Annotated in this window: 3 protein-coding genes and 1 pseudogene; all 4 read right to left on the reverse strand. The window is 27.2% G+C overall.

The window, feature by feature from the left end; all coding sequences use genetic code 11:
• Positions 1–492 precede the first annotated feature (492 nt).
• Complete coding sequence (locus tag FGQ49_RS10475; RefSeq protein ID WP_171020688.1) at positions 493–1,002, reverse strand: hypothetical protein; 510 nt, start codon at positions 1,000–1,002, stop codon at positions 493–495.
• A gap of 92 nt (positions 1,003–1,094) precedes the next feature.
• Positions 1,095–2,519, reverse strand: a complete 1,425-nt coding sequence (locus FGQ49_RS10090) for a HAMP domain-containing sensor histidine kinase (RefSeq protein ID WP_138269739.1) — start codon at positions 2,517–2,519, stop codon at positions 1,095–1,097.
• A complete protein-coding gene (locus FGQ49_RS10095; protein ID WP_138269740.1) occupies positions 2,506–3,201 on the reverse strand; it encodes a response regulator transcription factor in 696 nt (231 codons plus the stop codon). The genes FGQ49_RS10090 and FGQ49_RS10095 overlap by 14 nt, the downstream gene beginning before the upstream one ends.
• Positions 3,202–3,345: 144 nt before the next feature.
• Positions 3,346–4,370 (reverse strand): annotated as a pseudogene (locus FGQ49_RS10480) (hypothetical protein); the annotation flags it as partial.

Here is a 4,370-nt window from a genome sequence, read left to right on the forward strand (position 1 = left end):
TTAGAATGGGAAAAGAAGAGGGTTTTAACAGAACCGTTATAATACCCACTTCCTATGAAAATTCTGAAGAACTTTTAAATATATTAAAAACAATGGAAATGTATAATTAAAATCAGGTATTAAACCTGATTTTTTTATAAAAAATAAAAAATATCATTGACAATTAAATGTATACATGATATTATCTATATAAAGTTAGCAGTAACTAACATTCTTATCAAATCCTTGAATATTGATTTAATACTATATAATAGCTAACTATATTTTTATCTTTATCGGATAAAAAAATATTTTTAAAGTACGAATGACGTATTTCCCAGGTAATACTTAATGTTTAACTATCCCTATATTTGTTTGTTTGTTTTAAAGTTAATTAAGTAACCCATTTTATGAATTTTATGTCATATACTTTAAAAAAAAGAGGTTTTAAACCTCTTTTTTTATAGTTTAATATCTTTTAAATTTACAATACGGTTTGTTACATCGTTTTTTTTATTGATAACAAGAACCGTCTTGTAATTTCATTCCGCCTATGCCTTTACCTTGCCCTTGACCGCCGTTACCGGCTCCATTACCACTACCATTGCCACGTCCACTACCGTTTCCGCTGCCATTTCCATTACCAAGACCTAAACCAAGATTTTGAGAGTTGCTGCCGCTGCCATCACATGTTGCTTGATTTTCTTTTATTTTGTTTAAAATATTTTCGGCTTCTTCTTTTGTTAAAATACCTTGCTCAACTTTTTCATTTAATATTGCTTCTTTTTGTTCTAAGTTAGCCTTTTTAAATTGATCTAATACTCCGTTTTCTTTTGCAATTTCTCCAAAAGTCATATCTAAATTTATTTTTTGTTCAATGATTGTTTCTACTGTTTTATTTGTTAACTTTGCAATAGCTTCTGCCTTTGCATCAAATTGATTTGACGCAAAAATCGGTGTTGAAAAGCCAAAAATAGATAGAGTTAATAATGTTCTTGTAATTATTTTTGTTCTCTTTTTCATTTTTATATCCTCCATATCTTTTCTATGGATATATAATACAAAATAAAAATGGCAAAATTATGTCTTTTCTATTTCTTTTTTAAGTTATTGTTTTATAACTTAAATATAAATTCTGCTCCACCTTTGTCTGCATTTTTTGCTTCTAATATTATATTATGTCTTTTTGCAATTTGATTTGCTATTGCAAGCCCAAGTCCGCTTCCTGTTTCATTTTTCTTATCATATGTTTTATAGAATTTATCAAATATATGAGGCAGGTGTTCTTCGTCTATTCCTTCTCCATAATCTCTTATGATTATTTGATTATTTTTAAATGTTACATCAATACAGGAATTTTCTTTAGAAAATTTTATTGCATTGCCTAAAATAATTAGAAACATTTGTCTTAATCTTTCATAATCTCCGTTTATTTCATATATGTTATTTTCTATCTCTTTATTTATTGTAATGTTTTTATTATTTGCAATTTGCATTGCGCTTCTTACTACATCATTTATTACATCTGTTAAATTAAGTTTGTTTACTTGTATTTTAAAGTCGGTATTTTGAAGTCTTGCAAGGTCCAATAAATCTCCCACAAGTCTTTCTAAAAATTTTGCTTCAAGAAGCATTTGTTTGTAGTATTCTTGTATTTTATCTTTATCAGTAATTACATTTTTTTGTAGTACCTCTAAGGAACCTCTCATTACGGTTATAGGAGTTCTAAGCTCATGAGAGATATTTGCTATAAAATCTTTTTGCATTTTATCCAGTTCTTCGCTTTGTTTATCTGCTTCTTCAAGTCTTTTTGCAAGTATATCGAGAATTTCTCCCAGTTCTCCTATTTCATCATTTTGTTTAATATTGCATCTTGCCGTATAATCGTGGTTTGATAAATTTGATGCAACTTCTTTCATTTTTGATAGAGGTTTTGTAAATAGTCGAGAAAGAATAAAAGATAAAATTATTACAATAATAAGAGATATGATAATACTGAATGCTAAAATGGTAAGGGCCTGTTTTACATCTCTTGGTATTTCATCTATATTTGATGAAATAAATACAGCTCCTGTTATTTCGTTTTCTTTTTGAATTGGTACTCCAACCGTTATATTTGTTTGAGAATGGTTGTCGTTACATTGTTCTATACTTGTGTTTTCTCCGTTTAGTACTTTATCAAGTATAGCCTCTGCATTACTTGATAGGGTAGAGGTATTGTAGTTATCGCTTGAATGTCCCATATTTTTATTGATTAAATTACCGTTTGTATCTACTACCCATATGCTTGATTTTGATACTTTATCTATAAATTTTATATATGCACCATATCCTCCCATTCCTCTTCCGTTTCCGATACTTTCTTCGCCTGATAATACATCACTTAAAGCGGTAGCATATTCTTCCATTTGTTCTTTATGCATATTTATAGCATAATTTTTAAAAAGGCATAAGAATATGCCTGCTATTATTATTGAAAAAATTAAAAGGGCAATGGTAAAATTCAGTGTTAACTTTATTGCTATTTTACTTTTTTTCATTTTCTTTTACCTCAAATTTATACCCTACACCCCATATGGTTGTTATGTCCCAGGAAATATGTTCAAATTTATCTATTTTTGCTCTTAACCTTTTTATATGAGAATCTGCTGTTCTGTTGTCTCCAAAATAGTCATATCCCCATATCATATTTAAAAGCTGTTCTCTTGAAAAAACTTTGTTTTGTGCTTTGCATAAAGTCCAAAGTATTTCTATTTCTTTTTTTGTAAGTGGTAGTTTTTCATTATTTATATATGCACTGTATGTGTCTATATCTATTTGTAAATTATCAAAGGTCAAACATTGTTTTTTATTTTCCTTGTTTTCCACTCTTCTCATTATTGCTTTAATCCTTGCCATTACTTCTCCAAGTGAAAAAGGTTTTACGATGTAATCATCTGCTACTATTTCAAGCCCCATTATTTTTTCAAAGTCTTCACCTCTTGCTGTAATCATTATTATAGGAACATTTGATGTTTTTCTTATTTTCCTGCAAACAGAAAATCCGTCTTTTTTAGGCATCATTACATCAAGAAGAATTATATCCGGTTTTTCTTCTTCAAACTTTACGAGGGCATCTTCTCCGTCAAGGGCGATAATATTTTTATAACCTTCATTTTTTGCATAGTCTTCAAGAATTGATGTTATTTGTTTATTGTCATCGACTATTAATAATTTATTCATATTTTTTCTCCTTATATTTATACAATTTAATTATATATGAAAAATTTGTTTTTTTCATGGCAAAATTAAAAGTCTTATTTATTCATTATTTGTAAAAAAATACACCTATGAAAATCTTTATAGGTGTATTTTTATTTAAATAAATTAGATTTTATTTTTTGTAAAATTCTTTTTTATAATTGTTAATATTAATAACATAGAAATAGATATTATCGATACACTAATCCAGCTTTTTATATTTGATAAATCAGAGGTGTTAGGGGAGGAAGTGATTTTGTTATTGTCATTATTTGATATACCATTATTTGGTTTATTATTATTTTCTTGATTGTTTTCTCCTTCACCTGAATTATTATTGTTATTATCATCAATATCTTTCTTTTTAAATATTATCGTTGCGTTAAGTTCTGCTCCATTTTCTTTATATGTATATGTTATTGTCATACCGTCTGTGATGTTTTGAACGATCCCGTTATTTATTGTGCCGCCTTTTATATTAGTAATATTGTCAGGATTAATATTTGTATCCAAGTTTCGTAAATCGTATGTATCAGCGGTATTTACATCAACTGTAACAGCTCTTTGGTTTTGTGTATCAATATCTTTATTATTAGTTAAATTACTATGTAATGATATCATTTTATTGCTTGTTATGTTTACATTATCTCCTGTTAAATATGGTTTATTTGACAAATCAATGGTTATAATATCTGTCCCATAGCATAGCAATTGCTTTAAATTTGGATTATTTGACAAATCTAATTTTTTAATTGGTGTTGTAGATATCCAAACATATTCTAATTGTTCGTTATTAGATAAATCTATTTCTGTCATTTCTCCTATCAAATACGTAAAGTTTTTTAGGTTTATGTTATTTGATACGTCCAATGTATTAAAATTATTTGCTCCGCATGTTAAGTCTTCTAATTTAACGTTATTTTCTAAATTTAAACTGTTAAGCTTATTATCAAAACAGTCAAGTCTTTTTAATTCTTTATTATTCGATATATTTAAGTTTGTAATTTTATTATGTAGGCATAGCAGGGTTTTAAGTTTTGTATTTTGCGATAAATCCAGTGATGTTATATTATTATCTCTACATGAAAATACTTCTAAATTAGTAAAAATTTCTATTCCGTTAACATTTTCTATAGACATATTATGTATAT

This window comes from Anaerofustis stercorihominis, from assembly GCF_005844425.1.
Taxonomy (GTDB): Bacteria; Bacillota; Clostridia; order Eubacteriales; family Anaerofustaceae; genus Anaerofustis; species Anaerofustis butyriciformans.